Here is a 22,380-nt window from a genome sequence, read left to right on the forward strand (position 1 = left end):
CTTTAAGTATTATTTAGAAAAACGGAGCACCTGAGCTCAACCCCGATCAGGTTTAAGTGCCCCGATTACACTATATAATACCCCCTGTTAAGAATTAAGTAAACTATTGGTTAAACCCAACTCTAAAGGACAACTATGTTAAAACGACTGAGACAGCGTGTTAGAAATGTTATCGTACTAACCGCCCTTACAGCCACTATCCCCTTTATCAGTTCTTGTAAAAAAGACGAGCTTACGCCCACTACAGACAGCACCCTTAGTGCAAACACATTAAGTGATGCCACTACCACCAGCTTGTCTTTAACATCTGCCAACGTTACCTGCGAAGAGTGGAGCAACGTTAGCGGTAATGATGTTGCACAGATCCCGGTGAGTACTACGCCAACCTCTACTAAAAGCATTTCTGCTTTCGAGGTAACCTCAAGCTCAACTGCTAATTTTGGCCGCCGCTTAAAAGGCTACGTAACTGCACCTACTACAGGTAGTTACACCTTTTGGATTGCTGCTGACGACGCTGCCGAGCTTTGGGTTTCAACCACTTCTGATGCGTCTAAAAAAGTAAAAGTAGCTTATACGCTGAGCTACACTAATTTCCGCGAGTTCACCAAATACTCGACACAAAAATCGGCGGCGATTACGTTACAGGCCGGCCAGAAATATTATGTGGAAGTTTTACAGAAACAAGGCGGCGGCGATAGCCACGTATCCGTACAATGGACATTGCCTTCAGGCGCTGTAGAGTGCCCGGTTGCCGGCTCAAGCCTTACAACTGCTTCAGCAACAGCCACTACTACAGGCAAGATCACCTCAGAAACGTGGACCAATATTAGCGGAAACGATGTTAGCCAGGTTCCGGTTAGCACCACGGCAAACAGCAGCACAACTATAACAAGTTTAGAATTAACAAATAATACAACTGCAAACCAGGCACACCGGATCCGCGGTTATGTTACTGCACCTACAACGGGCAGCTATACCTTCGCTATCTCTGGCGATGATGCGGCCGAACTTTGGCTGTCAACCAGTACAGACCCTGCTAAGAAAGTAAAAATTGCCAGCTTCCTTAGCTGGACCAACTTCCGCGAATTCACCAAGTTTGCCACACAAAAATCTGCCGCAATTACGTTGCAGGCTGGTCAGCAATATTATATCGAGGTATTGCACAAACAAGGCGGCGGCGACGGGCATGTATCTGTTCAATGGACGGTACCTGGCGGCGCTACCGAAAGCCCTATCCCGGGTAACAGGTTATCGCCATATACCGGCAGCACCAATTTAGCTGCTTCGGCAAGTTCAACATCATCTGCTTATACCGCAGCGGGTGTAATCTCTTATGAGAATGTGCATGATATTACCATCAGCGGCAAAGCTATCGCGGGCGGCAACGTGCCTTGTATCAGCCTTAAAAACTGTTACAATGTTCATATTACCAATTGTAAGTTATACAACTCAAGCGAAGTGGGTATCTATTTGCTGAACTGTAAAAACATCACGGTAGATTACAGCTACTTTACCAATGTATCAACCGGTGTGTATGTAGATCATTCTACTGAAGGCGGCATTGTGGTGAACAACAACCAATTCCTGAACATGAAAGGCCCATTCCCACGCGGACAGTTTGTACAGTTTAACAACGTAAACGGACCGAACAGCTCTGTAAGCTATAATAAAGGCGAAAACGTTTTAGGCCAAAGCTATCCTGAAGATGCCATCAGCATTTACCAAAGCAACGGTACTACCAGCAGCCCCATCAAAGTAGCAGGCAACTGGATCCGTGGTGGCGGCCCAAGCCAAAGCGGCGGCGGTATTATGCTGGGCGATATGGGCGGTTCTAACGCTATCGCTTCTGATAACATCCTGGTAAATCCCGGTCAGTATGGTATGGCTATCGCGGGTGGTAACAACAACCAGATCCTGAATAACAAGATTTACGGTAAGCAGCAATCATTTACTAACGTAGGTATCTACGTAAATAGCATCAGCGGCTACAATGCAACCAACAGTACGGTAAAAGGTAATAAAGTACGTTTCTATAACGCCACCAATTACCAGAACAACGTTTGGTTATCGTCCAATGCGCAAAAACCTGCAGGTTGGGATACCGACAACGTTTGGGGATCATCTGATATGTCAGAATCTATGTTGCCAAGCACTTTCCTTACTTACAAATAAAAAATCATATCAATTATAAAAGCAAAGAAGCCCTTACAGCGAGTTAAACTGTAAGGGCTTTTTAATTTTCGCCAGGGTTCGATTAATAATCCTCTTTGCCGATGAAACTCATACCCGGTTGTATAGGTGCGCCGGGCGGCATATCCAAAGCAGGATGCGGTTGAAATTTATCTGGGTTGCTTTTGAAATCACCGATTTGCGACAAAGCATAATAAATGTTTGCTTTTTGCTCCGGGCTCGCTGTTTTCAATTTAACAGTCATCCAGTCTTTCAACTCGTTTATCTTCAACATAGCCTGGCCTTTTACCACTGCAGAAGCCTTTTTATCACCAGCCAGTTCCAGCAGATATTCCAGCACCAGGTTATTTACCATAGTTTGCAATTCGCCATGATAACCTGCCGGTAATGGTGCTTTCCAGGTTCTGTCGATCAATTTATCGGCAACGGCTAAAAATCCGGGTTGGGCGGCATCCCGTCCGTGGAATTCTATCAACCGTGCTGCACGTTCAGGGTCTAATAGCGATGATATGGTTTCGCCCGCGGCGGTTTCAGCAGCAGCAACGGGATCAAAAGTTGGCCCGGTGTAACCACTAAAGGTTTCCATGGTAGAAGGGTAACCGCTTGGTCGCGGCGGTATTTTGCCGATCAGCCTCTCGGGCAATGCAAGCGCATCCGGTGTAATAGTAGCCATCAGCGCATCAAAAGCACGCCATTGTTCGGCAGGTGCCACCATCCGCGTAGGTATCTGCCCGTCGTTCTTTACTGCATGGGTAAAATAAAGTCCGCCCACTGATTTCGCCACGGCCTCTATCTGGTATCTGTGCAACAAGTACATCGGCACCAATACCTCTTCTATCGTCGCCATAGGCGCACCATCGGGAATGGCATTTTCAGAAAAATTATCCAGCACATGCCGCCTGATCTTCATCAGTTTATTCAGTTGATCAATTGGGTTTACGCCATCGTCCCACTGGTGTGAAGCCGGGTGTGTATACCCGCCAATATCCGGTATGTAAGCGAAGCCCTGTTTAAGGGTTTCCTGCATAATTTTATCCAGCTCTGCATCTTCATTTGCTCCTTGCGGAAATTCTGAATATCCCCACATTACAGCACGTTTATCCCAGCTGCCAATACCTGTAGCATAAGCGTCGGAAAGGTCTATGGTGCCATCCGCTTTCAAATTAATACGCGGGAAAGGATAGTCCATTACAGAAGCACGGTCTTTAGGGCTGGCCGCGAAGTTATGGGTAAAACCCAGCGTATGGCCAATTTCGTGCGCAGAAAGCTGCCGGATACGGGCCAGCGCCATTTCTTCCATTTGCTTGCTTACCGCTTTGCCTTTATAGGGCTGTAATAATCCTTCAGCGATGAGGTAATCCTGGCGGTGACGGTCTGCACCTAAAGTTACCACGCCTTTGATAATTTCGCCGGTACGCGGATCAGCGTAAGACGAACCATAAGAAAACGCCCGCGGATTTCCCGCGCGGTTCACCCAGTTCACTACGTTGTAACGGATATCCATTGGGTCTGCCCCTTCCGGAAGTTCTTTCACCTGGAAAGCGTTTTTATACCCGGCAGCTTCAAAAGCCTGGTTCCACCAGGAACCACCTTCGATCAGCGCCTTTTTAATATTCTCCGGTGCCCCGCGATCGATATAGTAAACAATTGGCTCAACGGCTTCACTAACGGCCGCATTCGGATCCTTTTTCTCTAACCGGTGCCGCTGGATGAACCGTTTCGTGAGCGACTGGTCCATCGGTGCGGCAAAATCCATGTAGGTGAATTGAAAGAAGCCCGACCGCGGATCGAACTTACGTGGTTTGTATTTATTGTCCGGCAGTTCTACGAACGACTGGTGCATGCGTATAGTGACCGCTGATGGATCGGGTGCTATGCTGTTACCACCATACCCCCTATCGCCCGCACCCGGGTTTGTGAAGGTGATCATCGCTTCAAACTCAGAATTCTTCGGGAAGTTTTTGGTATTAGGCAGAAACACGGCAGAGCGGGTTTCGTCTACCCGGTAACCGCCGCCCCCGGAAGAGCTTCCGGCTATGCCGCCCCTGCCGGCGGTGCCCGCAAAGCGATTTCCGCCGCCGATACGGCTGCCAATGTTCTGGCTGTCGCGCACGATAAACGGTGTCAGATCGATCAATACTTTATCCCCCTCAACAGCCACGGGCATAAATCCCCAGATCACAGATTTTGCAAACGCACTTTCTACAGACTTTACCTGGTCCTGGTTATCCGTAACGGCACGATACCTTAAATTGGGTTCTATCAGTAATACTTTAGGGCCAACCTTAATAAACTTGGTTACTTCTGCCGAAGCCGTGCCACGCTCTGCACTTGCGCCTACACCATCCGTTAAGGAAGAGAAATACAGAAATTCCTTGTCGAACTTATCTACCTCGAGCAATACCTTGCCGGATTTTTCATCGTAATAAAAGTTAAAATAACCTTCAAATTTCTTCATGCCCTGGGTGGCTGCTGCGATACTTGAAGCCGGGAGAGCCGCCGTCCGGTTTGCAGAACCGGCAGCGCGGGGGTTATCCTGCGCAAACACGGCATTGCCAGAAGCCAGCGCGGTAATTAAAATTGCAATGGGTAAGCTTTTATTCATACTGGGTTAGGGTTAAAAAACAGCTAAATTTTCACTCCCCAATATACCGAAACACCGTTTTAAATTCCCCTATCTACTAATTTTGTTACGAAACCGCTAACATTCATTGCGTTAAAGTACCGTATCGATATTATTACTAATTAAATTGTACATTCTACAGTTATTATTGCAAATTAGCTGATACCAATTAGTATTGCATTTAATACGCAGCAATGCGCCTGAGCTGTTATGAAGTACCATTTACTATTGTTTTTATTCATTTTACCAGTTGCTGTAAACTTTGCAAAGGCGCAGGATATTTCGCAGTACAACGTTGCCTGGACTACCCAAAGTAAAAACTCGTCCGAATCTATGCCCCTCGGTGGTGGGGATATTGGCTGCAATGTTTGGGTAGAGAACAATGATATTATTTTCTACATTGGCCGCAGCGGCACGTTTGATGAAAACAGTTCGATGCTAAAACTGGGTAGAGTGAGGCTTAACCTATCCCCCAACCCTTTTAAAAGCAGTTTCCGGCAGGAACTGAAGCTGAAAGAAGGGTATATCGAGATCACCGGCGATCATCAGACAAAAGTGAAATTATGGGTAGAAGTTTTTCAGCCTGTCATCCATGTAAGTATTAACTCAGCGGATCAGCTTACCGCTAAAGTTACCTATGAGAACTGGCGTACAGAAGACCATTCCCTTTCTACCGAAGAGCGCCACCAGGCCTACGGCTACAGCAATACCACACCAGATAAGCTGACGGTGATCACCAGAAAAGACACCATTCGCCCTCAATCCTCAAGCCTGGTATGGTATCACCAAAACCGCAACAGCGAGATGATCATCGACCGCGAAGCCATTCAGCAGCATTTAGGCGACGCAAAAGCCCAGCTTTGGAACCCGATGAAAGACCTCATCTTTGGTGGCGAATTACTTGCTCCCGGGATGAAATTTACAGGCAACCTGGATAGCATCTATGTGGCTAACAAGTACCGGGGCTGGGTTTATCAAAGTGTAAAACCTGCCAATAAACTGCAATTTTCTGTCGTGCTGCATACTGCCCATGCATCGCCCACAGGCTGGATGCAAGGTTTGCAAAAAGCGGTGAACAGTTCTGCCGCGACAGACGCAAAATGGCAAAAGAACCTGCAATGGTGGCAGCAGTATTGGAACCGCGGGTATATCTACATCAATACCGATAAAAAAGACCAGAGCGATAAAGGCTGGGAAGTTGGGCGGAACTATAATGTATTCCGTTATCAGTTAGCCTGCAATGCCTACGGCGAATGGCCTACCAAATTCAATGGCGGCTTGTTTGTATTTGACGCCGACTTTGTGAAGGGCGAATATAAAAACAAAGTTACGCCCGACTTCCGGCGCTGGGGTGGCGGCAACTTTACTGCCCAGAACCAGCGATTGGTTTATTGGCCCATGCTGAAATCCGGCGATTTTGATATGATGAAACCGCAGTTCGAGTTCTATAACCGGGCTTTGGATAATGCTACTCTTCGCACTAAAAAATACTGGGGACATAGCGGCGCATCACTCACGGAACAGGTAGAAAATTTTGGCTTACCTGCCGGGCATACTTACGAACGTTTATGGGGAAAAGACCCGCATAGCCCGCGCTCAGACTCTTCGAGCACCCGCACGCTGGTCAATCAGAAAGGCGAGACGATGAAATTTATCGATTATGGTTTTCTGACGAACCAATGGGTGGTAGACCATTACGACGGTCAGCTGGAATTTTCTAAAATGATCCTCGACTATCAGCAGTATACCGGCGCAGACATTTCTAAATACCTTCCTTTCATAGATGCCAGTGTCCGTTTTTTTGATGAACATTACCAGTACTGGTCGAAAAAGCTGAATGGTTACCCGCTGGATGCTAATGGAAAACTGATATTATACCCCGGTGCTGCTTTAGAAACTTACAAAGGGGCTACAAACGCTGTAAGTACGGTAGCCGGTTTAAAGACCGTATTAAACGAACTGCTGGAACTCCCTTCGAAACAAGCCACAATTCAACAACGAACCTATTGGAAAGCGCTGCTCAACCGGATACCAACTATCACAACCCGCGAGCTGAATGGACACACAGTGATTGCCCCCGCGGAAAAATGGGATGGGAAAGTCATCAACTCCGAATTGCCGCAGCTCTATCCTGTATTTCCATATCATATCTATGGTGTGGGCAAACCCGATCTTCAGCTGGCTATAGATACCTGGCATTTTGGCGCGGATAAGAAGAATCAGTACAGCATTATCAGCTGGCACCCCGACCCGATCTATGCCGCCGACCTGGGCCTTACCGAAGAAGCCAAAGACCTGACCACCCAAAAGCTTTCTAACGCCACATACCGCTTCCCTACTTTCTGGGGGCCGGGTTTAGATTGGGCTCCTGACCATAACTGGGGCGGAAGCGGTATGATTGCCCTGCAGGAAATGATGCTGCAAACCGATGGCAAAAAAACATACCTGATGCCCGCCTGGCCGAAAGACTGGAATGCCATTGTTAAACTCCATGCACCTTATAATACCACAGTGGAAGCAACCATTAAAAATGGCAAAGTAGAAAAGCTGAAAGTAACGCCGCAGACGCGCACTAAAGACGTGATGGTGATGCAACAGTAAATAGACGGTTATTAAGCCTTTTTGACATGTACTGTCGATACTGAACTGTTGTTTTTAGCGATCGCTAACGGTATATTTAGATCATTGGCGATCATAACCAACAATTTATCACAATGAATAATTTCCTCTCAAGATTTAGTCCGGTAATATTCGTTTGCCTTTTACTCACAATTTTAATCTTCAGCAGTTGCCATGCTTGGTTTGCCAAAGATGAAACCAAAAAGGATTTGGCACCACCTCAACAGCGAGAATGGCTTAAACAAATAGCCTTGTGCGATTGCCTGAAACATGCTTTTCCAAAAGAAGATTGTATCAAAAACGACGTCAGCTTTTCAATTTTAGCCGAGTTTACGGATTTCCGTCAGCATAACACCTATCAGCTAATAGATAGTTTGGCAAAATTAGCAGTTAAAAACATTGAACCGGCCCAACCGGCAGACTATGAAGGAAAGAAGCCTTACATGCTTGGTTGCATAGACTTTTATCACAGCAAAAGCCTCGATTCTTTAATTAAAGTAATTGAAAAAAGAAACCGTGGATCTAAAAAATAGTGCATAAAGAAAGCCGTTGTCGCAAGAGGCAACGGCTTTCTTAAATTTATTTTCATTCAAATTACCACACAAAAGTACCAACCGCTCCGGCATTTAGTTCTGCCTTTACCGATTTGCCTTTTGCAATGATATTGAATGCCCCCCTGTCGTTTCCGGTATTAATTACAATCAATACGGTTTTACCTTCGGGTGTTTTAAATGCCACGTTAGGGAAGCTTTCCAAGAGGTTGGACGCGATACGTACCGAACCCGGCCTTACAAACTTAGACGCATGCGCAATGATGTAGTAAGCCACATTACGTTTGATATCCTGCTCAACAGTTACCGCGCCTAAACATTCTGTACAGCCCCCCGGAGTATGGGGTTCGTATTTAGAATCAGCAGCCAGGTTCCACTCCAGCACGTTGCGTGCCCAGTTACGCGTAGCGCCAACGATTAGCTGAGACACATGCCATTTTAAATTGCCCGGAAACTCGCCGGGGGCACCCACCCATTGCTCGGTAAAATAAACGTGTTTATTCGGATACGCATCATGAACGGTGCTTAACGCATCTATTTTACCGCCATAAAGGTGAAAGGCAGAGCCATCAACATACTTTGCTGCTTCAGGATCTTTTAAAATATCCATCGGGTAATCCGGCCTATCGCAATTATGATCATAAGTAATGATCTTGGTTTTGATGCCTGCTGCCTTAAAGGCGGGGCCCAATGCCGTTTTAATGAAAGCCGCTTCTTCCCCTGCTTCCATCACCATGCTTGGATTATTCTTAGGGTTCAAAGGTTCATTCTGCGGGGTGATGGCATCAATCGCAATACCTTCTGCCTGCATCGCTTTTATATACTTCACAAAATAGCGCGCGTAAACATCATAATACTTTGGTAGAAGGTTACCACCCTTAGAACTATTGTTGCTTTTCATCCATGAGGGTGCCGACCATGGCGTCCCTAATATTTTAATTTTAGGGTTCAGCTTCAGAATATCTTTCAGGATCACCACCATATCGCGGTCTTTAGCCAGGCTGAATTGTTTCAGTTGCTCATCAGTCTGGCCCTCGGGCAGATCATCATAAGTAAAAACTTCAGCATTAAGATCCGAAGCGCCAATGCTGATACGCAGGTAGCTCACACCAATGCCATTACCTTTGGTCAGGAATAGTTCGTCCAGTAAGGCTTTTCGCTTATCTGCGGGTAATTTATTAATCAGCACTGCACTGCCGCCCGTTAGTGTGTATCCGAAGCCGTCTATCTGTTGGTATTTCTGCTGATCGTTAACAGTTATAGCAGGCAGGTTATTGGCAGCTTTACCAAACTGCAGATTCTTTTGCTGTTGAAATAAAGCAGACTGATCTGGATTCGTCAGCCAGAAGCCTACCTGCGCTTTGGCCGGAACAATTGCCGCAACAGCAATTACTGCCGCCGCCTTAAAAAATTTGAACATAGGGTAGTAAAGGTTTATCCGTTAAAAGTTAACCATTTTCATTTATAAAAATAAAAAGCGGGGGAAGTCCCCCCCGCTTTTTATCAATAGCCCGGATTTTGCTTCAGGGCCGGATTTCTGTTCAATTCAGTTTGCGGAATCGGCAGTAATTCTTTTTCCTTCGTCATGTTATAATTTACGCGCTGCCCGGTAACCAGGTTGGTTTCAACCAGATTGTTCATCACCGTTTCTGCACGTCCGTAACGTACCAGGTCATACCAGCGTTGCGCTTCCTGGGTAAGCTCCAGGCGGCGTTCGTTCTCAACAGCCAGGGCCATATCTGCCTGTGTTGTTGCAGTGGTATTTTGCAAGCCAGCACGTTTACGAACAATGTTCAAGGTGGTTGCCGCTTCTGCCGGGCGACCAAGTGCGTTCTGCGCCTCTGCTTTTAACAGGATAATATCTGCCAAACGCAACAGGTACTGACGGCTGATACTGTTACCATTAACAAAGTTGCGCCACTTGTAAGAGAACGGCACACTTCCGCCTACTTTGGTCGACCAGTATTCATCCGCCCACGGTGCATTTTCAAACAGTATGCTTTGATTTTTACGAACTACATCGCCTTGTGCATCAAACGCCTTTGCCAGATCACGTGAAGGGGTAATAAACTTCCTCCAGGTAGTATTAGTGATAGATGGCGGCAGTAACAATCCCGGCGACCAGTTGCTGATGGTAGTGCCGTTAAACTGAACTTCTAAAATAGATTCAGAACTATTGTAATGCGCAGCATCCCAAAGGTCGCTGTAATTGGTAACCAAAGCATAACCTGCGGGGCTATTTATTACGGCATCACAATAGGTTAAAACCTTGTTGTAATCGCGGTCTGGGCGTTGTGCCCAAACTTTAGCTAACAAAGCATTAGCGGCGCCCTTGGTAGCGCGTGCCTTATTTACCGAAGCATCGCTTCCGTAGGTATCCGGCAGGTTATTTACCGCAGTTTGCAGGTCTGATACAATCTGGTCATACACCTGCGTAACCGATGCACGCGCGGTATTGGTTTCTGAAGGATCAGTCGTGCTGATCGGCGTTAGCACCAAAGGCACACCGCCCCAGTTGATCACCAACTGGTAGTAGTTAAAGGCACGCAAAAACGCAGCTTCGCCGATGATCTGGTTTTTCCTGGTAGCGGTTAATTTGGCATCAGTAATAGCAGGCACCTTTTGCAGCACCAGGTTCGCTTTCAAAATCGCATTGTACAAAGCCGCCCAGTCGCCGTAAACCTTACTGTTTGTTGGCGAAATATTCAGCAGGTCTAACTGGTTAAACTCCTGGTTGTCACCGCCAGAATAATGGTTATCAGAGCGTACATCGCCGTAATAAACGTTATCCCAGATGTAATAGTCCTGCGAACTGAAAGTATTGTAAACGCCGGTAATGGCAGCCTCAGCATCATCAGCCGTGTTAAAAGAGTTGGTAGTGGTAGCCTGCGAGATCGGGTTAAGATCCAGGCCTTTTTTACAAGCTGATGCACCAATAGCAATAGATGCAGCCAGCATGTAGTTCAGTATATTTTTGTTTTTCATTGTTAGTCAATTAGAATGATACGTTCAGACCAAAAATCAGGTTCCGGGTTTGCGGATAAGTACCATAATCGATACCGATAGCGCCATTGTTAGACAGGTTGTTGTTGGTTACAAAGGCATTCACTTCCGGGTCGAAGCCAGAATACTTGGTAAAGGTCAACAGGTTCTCGCCGGTCACATACAACCTTACGTTTGAAACGTGCAGTTTGGTAAGCAACGTTTTTGGCAGGGTATAACCCAAAGTAGCGGTACGCAATCTCAGGTATGAGCCATTTTCTACAAACCGGGTAGAGATCAAAGAGTTGTTGATGTTATCGCGTGATGCTCTCGGAACGTCTGTTACCTGGCCAGGCGCTGTCCATCTTCTCAGTACCGCGGTCGATTGGTTTTGCGGACCTGTCATACCTTCGGTCTCGATACGTGTTGCATTGAAGATATCGTTACCCTGAGAACCCTGGAAGAAGATATTCAGGCTGAAGTTTTTATACGTCAGCGTGTTGGTTAAACCGTAAATAAAATCGGGATTAGGGTTGCCGATGATGGTACGGTCCGCCGCGCTTGGGGTAGCCGTAGTGCCGCCGCTTGCGGTTCGATAAAGCTCGTTACCTGTAGCCGGATCTACACCTGCAGCCACATAACCGTAGAACATGCCTAATGGCTGACCTTCCTGCACGATGCTTACGTTATCGCGACCGGAAATACCACCTGCATAAATTTGCTGACCAACAATGCTCATTACCTTATTTCGGTTGAATGAAATGTTGAAGTCGGTGTTCCAGGTAAAGTCTGTTTTCTTAACGTTTACAGAGCTTACCATAAACTCTATACCGCGGTTACGCAGTTTACCGGCGTTAACGGTGGCGATATCAAACCCGGTTGAACGTGGCAAAGGCAGGTTCAACAGCAAGTCGCTGGTATTTTTTTCGTATACGTCGGCAGTGAAATTCAAACGTGAATTCAATAAGCTCAGGTCGATACCGATGTTGGTTTGTTTGGTCTGCTCCCATTTCAGGTTGCGGTTCTCTACAGATGACGGATAGTTACCCGGCTGTACGCTGCCGCCGATCACATAGTTTGAACCGCTGCTGATTCGTCCAAGGTAGGAATACGGGTCGATCTGGTCGTTACCAACAATACCCCAACCTGCTCTCAGTTTCAGGTCATTGATGGCCTCTACATCTTTCAGGAAGCTTTCTTCAGAAAGTCTCCAACCGGCAGAGAATGATGGGAAGTAACCCCAACGCTTACCCGGACCAAATACTGATGAACCATCCGCACGAAAATTAGCCGTTAACAAATATTTGCCGGCATAATCATAGTTGATACGGCCCAGCGCAGACATATTTGCTCTTTCTGCAATAGTATTGTTTGCTGTAATGGTAGACCCGGCGTTGGTTGTAGGGATATTGTTACTTGAAAAACCGGTGGCCTGGATATAGCCGTTTTCGTAACGGAATTTCTGATAAACATAACCAGCCAAAACGTTGAAGGAATGCTTATCAATCTTCTTATCGTAAGTCAGGGTGTTATCGCTGATCCAGTAGTTTGTCAGGTAAGTTTGGTTACGCGAGATACCTTTGTTCTGACGGCCGTAGCTGGTCAGGTATGGATCAAGGAAGTAATTGCTTACCGCATTGCTGTAATCTGTACCGATGCTGCTTCTGAACTTCAGGTCTTTGGTGAATTTAATTTCGCCATAGGCATTACCCAGCAAACGCTGGTTTTTGTACGGACGGGTAGAACCGTATAAACTAGCCAGCGGGTTTTCCCACTCCTGGAAAGGGTTAGCAGTGTAAGTACTATTGGCATTGAAAACACCGATGTTTGGCGGCGTAGTTAACGCACCTAACAGCACACCACCCGAATTTACGTTGGCATTATCGGTAATGCTTACATCATTATAGTTGGTATAAGTAAGGTTGGTACCTACGGTGAACCAGTTATTTACTTTTTGTTCAAGGTTCACCTTAAAGTTATAGCGCTGCATTTGTGAACTGCGAATAACCCCTTTTTGTTGTGTCCAGCCGCCGGAAATGTAATAAGTGGTTCCGTCAGATTTTCCTGAAACGGCTAACTGGTAATTCTGCGAGATACCGTTACGGAAGATTTCGTCCTGCCAGTTGGTGTTATTGGTGTATTGGCTCCAGTCTGTAGTGTAACCCATGCTGGTTACCAGGTCGCGGTACTGGTCTGCGTTTAAAACATCCAGTCTTTTACGTACAGACGAAAAACCGGTATAGCCGCTAAAATCAACACGTGGTTTGCCGGTACCCCTTTTGGTAGTGATCAGCACCACGCCATTGGCACCCTGCGCACCGTAGATAGCAGCAGAAGAAGCATCCTTCAGGATCGAAATATTCTCGATATCTGCAGGATTCAGCGAACGGGTATCGGTCGTCGGCACACCGTCCACTACATAAAGCGGGCTGCTGCCTGCCGTGATGGAGTTAGCGCCACGTATCTTGATATTCAGGGTAGATGTAGGGCTTCCGGATGGCGACACCACTTGCACGCCGGCTGTTTTACCTTCAATCAGGTTACCGAATTGCGTGTTTGGCCGGGCATCCAGGTCTTTCTTACCTACTACGGCAATCGCACCGGTAATGTCGCCTTTACGCTGCGTACCGTAACCTACTACTACCACTTCGTTCAGGGCAGTATTGGCGTTAGCCAATGTAACGTTGATGGTCGTTCGTCCGGCAATGGGCTGTTCCTGGGTAGCCATACCGATAAAACTAAATACCAATGTGTTTTGCGGGCCGGTAGTAATGCTGTAGTTACCGTTAACATCGGTAGCAATACCTGTTGTTGCCCCTTTAACCCTTACTGATACGCCAGGAAGGGTTTGCCCTGTTGGATCCTTCACCACTCCTTTTACCGTAATGTCCTGCGCGAAGGCCCAGGCAGCGGATAATAGGAATGCGAAGAATAAAGTAATTTTCTTTTGCATAGATTTTTGTATGTGGTTTATAATATTTAAAGGATTGCCAGCTTTAGCAGAAATAAAAATGGCGGGTCAAATTTATGGATGAAAACGGCAAATAAACAAGCTTGTTTTTGATTAAATTATTGATAATTAGATATTTATAAAAATTTTAATACGGTTCAAAACCGTATCATCCCGCTATGTTTACCTGTTGATTTTCAGCATAAAAGGTGGGGGTACGGCAAGCGTTAGCGTGAATAATTGATACGGCTTAACACCTTGAAAAAATTTAACCGGCTATAAAAACAGATGAGTATGTGATGACAATTAAGCTTCCAGAACCAGCTTGCTCCAGCCCTCTTTCGGTGCAGTGCGTAATTCTTTCTTCTTCTCCTCCATCAACTTTTTGATCTTCGCGGTATAGGTCCAGCAAGTTCCCTGCCGGATCTGCAGGATCTCTGATAATTTATGTGATGATATTTTTCCCTTGGTAGAATACATCAGGAAAAGCAGATAGAAAGCTTTGTTGAGCGGAATACGGCCATTCTGAAAAATGGTGTAAGCGGTGGCTGATTCGTCATAGTCACATTTGGCACATCTCCTGCTATGCGGCGTATGCCCGGAAAAGTAGTGCGTATTGTTGCATTTACGACACTGGTAACCGTCTTTCCACTTCAAATCCGCAAGAAATAAATAGCAGCTTTCTGCGTCCGGATATACCCTGCTGAATTCGTCAAAATCAACCTCTTCAGACATTACGCGCTGGCGTGTTACCTTTTCTACATTGATATGCAGCACCTCGTTGTCTTTCTCGAGCAACACGTTCATGCGCGATATTTCTTCGGCCTGTTTTACCAGTAAATCGTTCTTTTCTTTTAGCTCGAGGTTTTGCGATTCAATAATGGCTGTTTTTTCTACTAATGACTGCGTACGCTGTGCTACCAGGGCCTCCAGTTCTTTGTTTAGTTTATCCTTCAGCCTGTCGTTTTCACGCATTTGCTTAATCATCAGCTTTTGCGCTTTATCTTTCTTACGCTTCAGCATACGCACGCTATCGCCTACCGCAAGGGAAAGGAAGATCATTTCTGCAAGGAAACTGATGGTGAGGCTATAATACGTAAAAGCATCAATGTTCAGCCAGTTATAGCCCAGCATGATCAGTATCTTCAAACTAAAGCCCAGGCACAGGCAGCCATAACCGATCACAAAGAATCTGGCAGGCCTGTAACCCTTGTTATTGATATAAATACCGGTACCCAACGCAAGTACCAAAGGCAAAAACTCAATGAACTTATAGGTTAACAAAGACTTATCAAACAGGAAGCAATAGCACAGAAACGCCAGTCTTAAGCCGATCACTGCCACCAGTACCTTATCTAATACAGGTGCTTGTTCTTTAGTGCGCAACAATGCCCGTGTAAACATCAGGCAGAAGCAACTGATGGCACATAACGCAATAGCGAAGGCATACTGGTTCCATTGCGGCGAAGAAGGCCAGAGGTATTGGTAAGCAAGCCCATCTGAACAGAGTTCATACATGGCGATGCTTAACAGATACAACACATAATACAGGTACTGTTTCTGGCGAACAGCAATGAACATCAGCAGGTTATAGAAACCAAAAACGAGGATCATGCCGTAAAACAGCCCAAAACTGAAGTACTCGTTATTCGTGTACCGCACAAACCAATTGACCGAGCGCAGCACCACGATGATATCCGCCCGCTCGTGCGATTGCACCTTGAAATAATAGATGCCATCTGCGGCCGTGTTCTTTAGCGGCAGCTCAAAATTTTTATGCTGAAATATCCGGTCAGCAAACGGGCGGGTATCGCCCAGGTTGGTCACGGAATAGCTATCGTTTGCTTGGGGAATATATGCCGTCAGGTGGTCTATCGTCTGGTCGAAGAATTCCAGTATCCAGTTTTTGCCGGTCTGGCCGGAAGCATCTATCCGGATGCGGTACCAATAAACAGAACTCGGCTTTCGCGTCTGCGGGGTGCTGGTCTTACTTGATTTGAAACAACTGGCAAAAGCCGGGCTGCTAACCTGCTGAAAAGTTAACTTTCCGCCAGCATCTTCATAAGCCTCAATTTCTTTAAAGGTAAAAATGTGCTGGTCCTGCTGATCATTGATCCTGACCGGTTGCTGGGCAAAAACCCAGGCAGGAAACCATAGGGTAAAAAATAGAATTAGAATAAAAATCCTTCTCACGTACTCGATACTTATAGGTGCGATGTATACGCTCCTTTTGCTGTTAAAACCTTTACAACTAAAAGAGTTACCGCAAACTTATCATTATTTAACGTAACAGCAGGGCATTATTAACTGTTATGACAAAGCAGTGAGCAGAAAATAAAAAGACCGCCAGTAGGCTGGCAGTCCTTTTCTAACGATACGATTAACCGCCGTCTACTTTAAAATCAGTTCAATGACCGGGATAACTGTATTGGGTTTGGTAACAGGCAGATCAAGGATCACATCATTTGCACCGGAATTTTCTGTGGTATGGCTGCCCGGCGTAGTGTTGGTAGTGAACCGCACTTCAGAAGCATCATTTAACAATTGGGCATAACGTATCTTGCCTGCATACCCTTTCAGGTGTAAAGATTTAAAAGGCCACTGTAAAACATGGATATACAAGCGATTAGTTTTTGGGTTGTAAGTTAACAGGCAGTTATCTGGCTTCGCGAAACTATCAGGCGCCTGGGTGCAGCCATAAATAGAACGTTCGTTAAACTTCATCCAATCGCCCAAGCCTTTCAGGCGTTCATCTGCACGTTCATCAAATACACCGCGTGCAGTAGGCCCCACGTTTAGCAGTAAGTTCCCCCCTTTGCTGGTGGTTTCTATCAGCATTTCTACCAGTTGGTTAATGCTTTTCCATGAATATTCGTCGCGGTAATACCCCCATGAGCCGGAGAAGGTCTGGCAGGTTTCCCAGGGAACTTTCACGCCATTAACTGTAGGCCATTCCTGCGGCATAAATTGTTCTGGTGTTTGATAATCCCAGCCGCCGGGTACATTGCTAAGGTCGAGCCGGTCATTCACGATGATCTGTGGCTGTAGTTTGCGGATCAGTTTCAGCAGGTTCTCCGAATCCCAATCTTCATGCCCTTTACCATCGTTCCCGGGGTACGAGAAATCCAGAAAAAGTTCATCTATCTTGCCATAGTTCGTCAGCAACTCGGTGAGCTGGTTTTTGATATACTGGCGATACTTGTTCATATCGCGGGTAGCATTTGTTTTTCTTGCAGCTGCATTATCGCGCATCGGGTGAACGCGGTCTATCGTAAAATCGGGGTGATGCCAGTCAATCAACGAATAATAAAACCCAACCCTTATCCCCTGTCTCCTGAACGCTTCGACGAAAGGCTTAAGCAGATCTTTACCATAGGGTGTGTTGGTTACTTTATAGTCGGTATATTTCGAATCCCAAAGGCAAAAACCCTCGTGGTGTTTCGTGGTCAAAACCACATACTTCATCCCGGCTTGCTTCGCTTTCAGCGCCCATTCCTCGGGGTTATACAGATCGGGGTTATAATTATCGAAATACTTTTGGTAGGTACTATCATTGATGCGTTCGTAATTCTTCACCCATTCGTGCCGGGCCGCCAAAGAATAAAGGCCCCAATGGATGAACATCCCGAAACGGGCGTCCGTCCACCATTGCAAACGCGCTTTTTTCTGGGCAGGCGTTTCAACGGGCAATTGTGCCGAAAGCTTAAATGAATGTACCATCAGCAGTAAAAGCGCAATTACCATGTAAGGCTTTTTGTAAAAAGTATTTCTCATTAGGTTTAAATATGGTGTCTGCTAAAATTAGGAACTATTTCCTAAAGCCAATACCATCAATACTGATTAAAGAAAAAAGGCCTGTAAATTTCTTTACAAGCCTTTGAACAACAATACAACCTCTCTTAATTACCCTTTGCGGGATAAAATTTTTATTTAGAACGGGCAACCTTATTTTCATTTGCCATTGTCTGAACGTTACCGGTTTTTAGCGCATCTTCAATGCTTTTGAAGATACCGTTCACCTGGCTATTCAACTGGCTGAAAGCTAAGTCGGCACGTTTATTATAGTTTTCGCGGCTTCTGAAAGAACCTTTTTTGTTTGCACCGCTCAAATAGCTATTGTATTCATCCTCTACCGGGATCTGAACCTCGCCAAAAGCATTGAAAACAGATTTTAAACTGCTAACTTTTACAATCGCTTTGCCATCAGCAACGGTAACGTCAAGCTGGTATTTCATCAGCGGGCTTACCGGGAAATTATAAAAGGTAACATCCGGTAAGATCAAACAATTGGTAGCTGCAAAAACACCGTTGGTTTTATCGGCGGTTAAAACGCCTGCTTTTTTAGAAACCATGTGGTTTTTAAACCATTCTTGTGTAAGCTCAACAGTTTTTTCAGCAGTAGCGCCCATGTTTAATTGAATAGTATCTGTAAACATGATCTGCTCCTTTACGGCAGGTAAAGCAACCTTTTTAGCGGTGGTAGGTTTGTCTTCTGCAAATAGGATTGAAGGGATAGCAAATAAAGCGATAGAGAACAATAGTTTAGTAATAGGAGCAGTTTTCATAATCTTAATTTTTTAATTTGTTTTAGTTGTAATTACTAATACAAATAATAAACCAAGTGGCAATAAAGCCATAAAACAGCCTTTTTATATGATTTACAACAAATTCTTTAATAAATGCGGGAAACAAATTCCACACACTTCAACTTTTTGAGGGGAAAATCTTACAATTCCCCAATGTGGGTAATATAAAAATAGTAGCCGTAGCTATATCTTAAGTCTTAAATGCCTTTTCTCCATCCATCCTGCTATCTGTATCAGGATAAAAGACGTAAGAATTGAACGTAATAACCCCGGCAGGCCTGAATTAATCACCGGGGGATACTTGATATTAAACAGCATCAATAGAAACACCTGGAAATAAGGCAGCAAATAGCAGGTAAGCGTACTGGTACCAGCTGGACTAATCCATTTGAGCAGATTTCTGTACCCCTTAACATCCATCAGGTAGATCATGAGTTCAAATACCAGGATGGTGATACCACCACAGATAAAAACCCAGGCCGGTGTAGAGCGTATCTTTGAGATTCCTTCGGCATAAGGCCTGATCAAAAGCCCGGCAACAATGAACAACACGCCGGTAACGGCTAACACCGCCCATAGACGGGTTGTTTTCCCCGCATCATTCAGATAAGTGAACACACGCGAGATGATCACACCGCCCATTACCAGCGCTACAGATGATCCATCGCCAATGATCCAAAGCTTGCCTTTAGGCACTATCGTGTGGCAGATGATATTCAGCGCTACAAACAGCGCGTAAAATACGGTTAACCATTTCATGTTCCCGCGCGATAAAACATATATCAACGCGCAGGTTAAATAAGACCATCCGATAATCCCCAGGATCCCCCACCAGGAAGGCCTCATCCAATGTACATCAGTGCCCTCGCCACCTTTATAAATAATGGCCATTAAAACCAGCAATAGCACACCGGCTGCAACTAAAGCATAGCGAACAATTTTTTTCATCTTCTCCGGGTAATCCAACCAGATCAGGAAAAAAGCTACCGTAATGATCAGGGCCCAGGCGGCTTTGGGTATCAGGGACACGCTGCGGTTATATGATTCGAGATTTACATGGTAGAAGCCCATTACCAGCAGCGCAAAGCCGCGGGTGATCACATACAATAGCAGTTGCTTTGTACTATCGCCCTTTTTTATGCGGCTTTTAATAGCAAACTGAAGCGATAGCCCCACAATAAATAAAAAGGCGGGGAATATGGTATCTGCAAAACCCATTGCATCGGCGTCTGCCTTCGCATGGTCAATCCATTCCGGAATGTGCTTTACGCCGCTGGCATCATTTACAAAAATCATCAGAAACATGGTTAGTGACCTTAATGCATCAATGGACAGTAGACGTTTGGGTATTTGCATGGAAGGAGTTAATAACTGGTTAGCAGCGGGGTTTCTAATATAGCTTTTTGTTTAGTTAATATTTAAAATGATCTGACCTGGGGAAAGATTTTTCATCGATTTATCGGCCGGGAATCCACTTTGGCATCCAGGAGCATTAATTTAAAGTTAACCAAAAATGCCCGTCATCATTTTTTTTTCTGACAGTACTCATTTCAATCTGCGGCATTCATTTATCATATTTGTGATAAAAATCATATTTAATGGAGAGTGGTGCGCTTTTAAAAGCCATAATAGAAAATGCTATCGACGGCATTATTACCATTGGTGAAAGAGGAATAATCGAAAGCATTAATCCTTCGGCCTGTAAACTATTTGGTTATCAGCCAGAAGAAGTAGTAGGCCGCAACATCTCCATGCTGATGCCACCACCTGACAGTGTTCAGCACGACGAATATATTAACCGGTACCAACAGACTGGCAAAGCGCATATTATCGGCATCGGCCGCGAGGTTAAGGGCCTGCGCAAAGACGGCTCTATCTTTCCGTTCCGCCTGGGTGTGAGTGAAGTCCAATTCTCGGGACGAAAGATTTATACCGGTTTCATCCATGACCTTAGCCGCGAAAAGGACGCCGAAGAAAAACTGCGGGTATACGCCGCACACCTGGAAGAACTGGTAGAAGAACGTACGCAATCGCTGCAAAAATCACTGAAAGCGCTGGAGGTGGCTAAAGAGGAAGTGATCCAGACGCTTGAAAAAGAAAAGGAGCTGGGCCAGTTGAAAAGCCGCTTTGTCTCCATGGCTTCGCACGAGTTCCGCACACCGCTAAGTTCTATTCAGCTATCTGCTGTTCTGATAGAAAAATACGCGCAGGAGTTCAACAGCCCTAACATTGCCAAACATATTGCAAAAATTAAGAACTCTGTTGCCAACCTCACCAGTATCCTGAATGATTTCCTATCGCTCGAAAAACTAGAGGCCGGCAAAGTAGCGCCTGTTTATACCACGTTTGATATTGTGAATTTCTCTGAAGAAATTACGGAAGAGATGCAGCTGATCGCCAAGCAAAACCAACACATCGTGTATCAGCACACAGGTACCAGCGGTATGGTAAGCCTTGACCAGGCACTGCTGAAAAACTGTATCATCAACCTCATCAGCAACGCCATCAAATATTCGGGCGAGAATACATTTATCGAGTTCAATACAGAAATTACGCCCCATGCCCTTACCGTTGTGGTAAAAGATAACGGTATAGGCATACCCGAAGCTGATCAGAAACACTTGTTCGAAGCCTTCTTCAGGGCGCACAACACCGGCAACATACCGGGTACAGGCCTTGGCCTTAATATCGTGACACGTTATGCCGGACTGATGAACGGCCAAATTAAATTCGAAAGTAAAGTAAACAACGGTACATCCTTCACCTTAACATTCCCTTTCAGCCATGAGTAAATGCATCTTGATTATTGAGGATAACAATGACATTCGCGAAAGCACAGCAGAAATACTTGAACTAAGCGGTTACCAGGTATTGCAAGCCGCTAATGGTAAACTTGGTGTTGACCTTGCCGGCCAGCATAAACCAGACTTGATCCTTTGCGACATTATGATGCCCGAACTGGATGGCTATGGTGTGCTTTACCTGTTGAATAAAAACCCCGACACAGCCTCTACCCCATTTATTTTCCTGACCGCCAAGGCAGAACGCGTGGATTTCAGAAAAGGCATGGAAATGGGTGCCGATGATTACCTCACCAAGCCCTTTGATGATATTGAATTGCTGAACGCCATTGAAAGCCGCCTGGCAAAAAAGGAAAAGCAGCAGGCCTATTACAGCCGCTCTTTACAGAATATAGAAGGGTTGGCCAATAGCTCGAAAAACGGCACTGCAGAACTGCAGAATGTAATTGCCAGCAGAAAAATAAGACAGATAAAAAAGAAACAGGTGCTGTATTACGAGGGTGATACGCCGCAGGGTATTTACCTGGTCCTCGAGGGCAGCATTAAAACCTTGAAATTGGCCGAAGATGGCCGCGAGTTAATGACTGGGCTGTACAAGCCGGACGATTACCTGGGCGTGAATGCACTACTGCTTGACGAGACCTTTACCGATACGGCTGAAGCCATGGAAGATGCGGCAGTTTGTCTGTTGCCTAAAGATACCGTGCTCACGCTGCTTGACCGTTACCCCGACATCGGCCGACAGTTTTTAAAAATACTTTCTAACGATATCCGCGAAAAAGAAGACCAGCTGATCGAATTGGCGTATAATTCAGTACGTAAACGCCTGGCTCAGGTACTGGTAAGGCTAAGCAAGCAGTCTGCAGATCCCGCACATTTCAAAATTTCGCGCGAAGAGCTGGCTTCTATGGCCGGTATGGCTACCGAGACTGTAAGCCGTACACTTACCGATTTTAAAGACGAAGGTTTGATTGAAAAGAAAGGCGCAAACGTGCAGGTGCTGGACTTAAACCGCTTGATGAAAATGAAAAACTGACGAAGGTCACTTTTTTGGCTGACCGGCCTCACGCTCATTCTC

General features: G+C 45.7%; 13 protein-coding genes. 5 read left to right on the forward strand and 8 right to left on the reverse strand.

All coding sequences use genetic code 11. From position 1 onward, the window contains the following. The first annotated feature begins 135 nt into the window (after window positions 1–135). Window positions 136–2,172 carry a PA14 domain-containing protein gene (locus MUY27_RS04430; RefSeq protein WP_245128778.1) on the forward strand — a complete coding sequence of 679 codons (2,037 nt, stop codon included), beginning with the start codon at window positions 136–138 and terminating at the stop codon, window positions 2,170–2,172. Between the two features lie 82 nt (window positions 2,173–2,254). Here the strand turns inward: MUY27_RS04430 and MUY27_RS04435 are convergent, their stop codons facing one another. Next, window positions 2,255–4,795 carry a zinc-dependent metalloprotease gene (locus MUY27_RS04435; protein WP_245128779.1) on the reverse strand — a complete coding sequence of 847 codons (2,541 nt, stop codon included), beginning with the start codon at window positions 4,793–4,795 and terminating at the stop codon, window positions 2,255–2,257. Window positions 4,796–5,023: 228 nt separating this feature from the next. On the opposite strand from MUY27_RS04435, the gene MUY27_RS04440 reads away from it, so the two are divergent. Beyond that, window positions 5,024–7,414 carry a DUF5703 domain-containing protein gene (locus MUY27_RS04440; RefSeq protein WP_245128780.1) on the forward strand — a complete coding sequence of 797 codons (2,391 nt, stop codon included), beginning with the start codon at window positions 5,024–5,026 and terminating at the stop codon, window positions 7,412–7,414. 113 nt (window positions 7,415–7,527) lie between these two features. After that, window positions 7,528–7,965 carry a T6SS amidase immunity protein Tai4 family protein gene (locus MUY27_RS04445; RefSeq protein WP_245128781.1) on the forward strand — a complete coding sequence of 146 codons (438 nt, stop codon included), beginning with the start codon at window positions 7,528–7,530 and terminating at the stop codon, window positions 7,963–7,965. A gap of 61 nt (window positions 7,966–8,026) precedes the next feature. Here the strand turns inward: MUY27_RS04445 and MUY27_RS04450 are convergent, their stop codons facing one another. The 7 genes from MUY27_RS04450 to MUY27_RS04480 form a co-directional block, all read right to left on the reverse strand. After that, entirely contained in the window at window positions 8,027–9,403 is a 1,377-nt protein-coding gene (locus tag MUY27_RS04450; protein WP_245128782.1) for a glycoside hydrolase family 30 protein, read from the reverse strand. Window positions 9,404–9,486: 83 nt separating this feature from the next. Then, window positions 9,487–10,968, reverse strand: coding sequence for a RagB/SusD family nutrient uptake outer membrane protein (locus tag MUY27_RS04455; RefSeq protein ID WP_245128783.1), 1,482 nt, complete (start codon window positions 10,966–10,968; stop codon window positions 9,487–9,489). A gap of 10 nt (window positions 10,969–10,978) precedes the next feature. Beyond that, window positions 10,979–13,918, reverse strand: coding sequence for a SusC/RagA family TonB-linked outer membrane protein (locus MUY27_RS04460; protein WP_245128784.1), 2,940 nt, complete (start codon window positions 13,916–13,918; stop codon window positions 10,979–10,981). Between the two features lie 303 nt (window positions 13,919–14,221). Continuing rightward, window positions 14,222–16,108, reverse strand: a complete 1,887-nt coding sequence (locus tag MUY27_RS20665) for a 7TM diverse intracellular signaling domain-containing protein (protein WP_245128785.1) — start codon at window positions 16,106–16,108, stop codon at window positions 14,222–14,224. 198 nt (window positions 16,109–16,306) lie between these two features. Beyond that, complete coding sequence (locus MUY27_RS04470; RefSeq protein WP_245128786.1) at window positions 16,307–17,689, reverse strand: alpha-L-fucosidase; 1,383 nt, start codon at window positions 17,687–17,689, stop codon at window positions 16,307–16,309. Between the two features lie 152 nt (window positions 17,690–17,841). Then, window positions 17,842–18,480: a DUF4468 domain-containing protein gene (locus tag MUY27_RS04475; protein ID WP_245128787.1), complete on the reverse strand. Its 639-nt coding sequence runs from the start codon at window positions 18,478–18,480 to the stop codon at window positions 17,842–17,844. Between the two features lie 204 nt (window positions 18,481–18,684). Continuing rightward, window positions 18,685–19,857, reverse strand: a complete 1,173-nt coding sequence (locus MUY27_RS04480; protein WP_262918277.1) for a DUF5009 domain-containing protein — start codon at window positions 19,855–19,857, stop codon at window positions 18,685–18,687. Between the two features lie 242 nt (window positions 19,858–20,099). Here MUY27_RS04480 and MUY27_RS04485 point away from each other — a divergent pair, with 242 nt between their 5' ends. Both MUY27_RS04485 and MUY27_RS04490 read left to right on the forward strand, forming a co-directional pair. Next, window positions 20,100–21,293: a PAS domain-containing sensor histidine kinase gene (locus MUY27_RS04485; RefSeq protein WP_245128789.1), complete on the forward strand. Its 1,194-nt coding sequence runs from the start codon at window positions 20,100–20,102 to the stop codon at window positions 21,291–21,293. Further along, on the forward strand, window positions 21,286–22,338 hold the full coding sequence (locus MUY27_RS04490; RefSeq protein ID WP_245128790.1) for a response regulator: 1,053 nt from the start codon (window positions 21,286–21,288) through the stop codon (window positions 22,336–22,338). Before MUY27_RS04485 ends, MUY27_RS04490 begins: the two co-directional genes overlap by 8 nt. Window positions 22,339–22,380 lie beyond the last annotated feature (42 nt).

Source organism: Mucilaginibacter straminoryzae, assembly GCF_022953055.1.
Lineage (GTDB): Bacteria > Bacteroidota > Bacteroidia > Sphingobacteriales > Sphingobacteriaceae > Mucilaginibacter > Mucilaginibacter straminoryzae.

Excerpts from the sequence above, each read along its gene's own strand:
- MUY27_RS04430 (WP_245128778.1), top strand. The coding sequence starts at position 136 with ATGTTAAAACGACTGAGACAGCGTGTTAGAAATGTTATCGTACTAACC.
- MUY27_RS04435 (WP_245128779.1), bottom strand. The coding sequence starts at position 4,795 with ATGAATAAAAGCTTACCCATTGCAATTTTAATTACCGCGCTGGCTTCT.
- MUY27_RS04440 (WP_245128780.1), top strand. The coding sequence starts at position 5,024 with ATGAAGTACCATTTACTATTGTTTTTATTCATTTTACCAGTTGCTGTA.
- MUY27_RS04445 (WP_245128781.1), top strand. The coding sequence starts at position 7,528 with ATGAATAATTTCCTCTCAAGATTTAGTCCGGTAATATTCGTTTGCCTT.
- MUY27_RS04450 (WP_245128782.1), bottom strand. The coding sequence starts at position 9,403 with ATGTTCAAATTTTTTAAGGCGGCGGCAGTAATTGCTGTTGCGGCAATT.
- MUY27_RS04455 (WP_245128783.1), bottom strand. The coding sequence starts at position 10,968 with ATGAAAAACAAAAATATACTGAACTACATGCTGGCTGCATCTATTGCT.
- MUY27_RS04460 (WP_245128784.1), bottom strand. The coding sequence starts at position 13,918 with ATGCAAAAGAAAATTACTTTATTCTTCGCATTCCTATTATCCGCTGCC.
- MUY27_RS04470 (WP_245128786.1), bottom strand. The coding sequence starts at position 17,689 with ATGAGAAATACTTTTTACAAAAAGCCTTACATGGTAATTGCGCTTTTA.
- MUY27_RS04475 (WP_245128787.1), bottom strand. The coding sequence starts at position 18,480 with ATGAAAACTGCTCCTATTACTAAACTATTGTTCTCTATCGCTTTATTT.
- MUY27_RS04480 (WP_262918277.1), bottom strand. The coding sequence starts at position 19,857 with ATGCAAATACCCAAACGTCTACTGTCCATTGATGCATTAAGGTCACTA.
- MUY27_RS04485 (WP_245128789.1), top strand. The coding sequence starts at position 20,100 with ATGGAGAGTGGTGCGCTTTTAAAAGCCATAATAGAAAATGCTATCGAC.
- MUY27_RS04490 (WP_245128790.1), top strand. The coding sequence starts at position 21,286 with ATGAGTAAATGCATCTTGATTATTGAGGATAACAATGACATTCGCGAA.